The organism is Roseivirga seohaensis, assembly GCF_001592945.1.
GTDB classification, from domain to species: Bacteria; Bacteroidota; Bacteroidia; order Cytophagales; family Cyclobacteriaceae; genus Roseivirga; species Roseivirga seohaensis.
In genome coordinates this window covers 1-1172 of the sequence record NZ_LRPB01000024.1, presented here as the reverse complement: position 1 = coordinate 1172, position 1172 = coordinate 1, and the positions used below count along the sequence as shown (strand labels likewise).

The following is a 1172-nucleotide window of genomic DNA, read 5'->3' as shown; positions in this document are numbered from 1 at the left end:
ATCTCATCAATATCAGTCACGGTAATAGTCACCTCTTTACTCACTGTATGAGTACCATCATTTGCTATTACCTCAATAAGGTAGGTATTGTTGGTATCATTATCTTTTGGAGATTCAAAATCTGGTGAAGATTTAAAAGTGACTTCACCTGACACTCCATCAATATTAAACAAGGCCTCATCTCTACTATTCCCCAAACTGTAAGCAATTGCGCTCGGGTCAGTCGCTAAGACTGTGTATGCTGTACCTATTCCATTCTCGGCATAGTTAACTGCCGCTATTGATGTAAATACTGGAGGATAATTCATGTTAACCTTTCGAATAACATGGTTGGCCTTATCTGCAATTAAAAAGTTGTTCTCTGGGGTCTTCACTATCCCTCTAGGATAGTGAAACCTTGAATCTAATGGGTTACCGTTTGCTACTCCTTGAGTAACATTACCTGCTATTGTGGTCACCGAGTTATTTGAATCTATTATTCTCAAACCATGCCTATCTACTAAGAATAGCAAATTATCCGATTCAACAAACAATCCCTGCATTGCATTAAACCCAGCAGTACTGCTATTACCATCCTGAAACGTGGTTGCTCCTGCCCCTCCTACTAAAGTAGTCAGTTGCCCAGTTGATAGGCTAAACTTTCTCAAGGCATAAGAGGTCGTAATCAATATGTCGCCAGATGAATCAAACTCTATTCCGTTTACGATATCGATTGTAGCAGTTGATATGTCTCCGTCAACATACCCAGAAACTCCTGTACCTATTACCGTAGTCACATTACCTCCGGTATCTATCTTTCTAATTCTATAGTTAAAAGCATCCGATATATAAATATTGCCATTTGAGTCAACATTTACCTCTGTCGGTTTATTAAACAAAGCAACTGAAACATCCCCGTCCGCAAAGCCCGCAACACTTCCCGAAATCGTAGTCACAACACCTGCTGGGGTAACTTTTCTTATGCTGTGGTTATCTTTATCGGCTACAATCAAATTACCATTATTATCAAGGGCAATGCCTCTTATCTGATTGAAACGGGCAACTGCACCGGTACCATCCACAAACCCGGCAACACCTGGACTTCCAACAAACTCACTAATAACTCCATTAACGTCCATCTTTTTTATAGATGACCCGCCCTCTTCTGCTATATACAAATTACCTGAAGCATC

General features: G+C 40.3%; 1 pseudogene. It reads right to left on the bottom strand.

Going from position 1 to position 1172, the window contains the following annotated elements:
• Positions 1–1172: pseudogene (locus AWW67_RS10000) on the bottom strand (hypothetical protein); the annotation flags it as partial.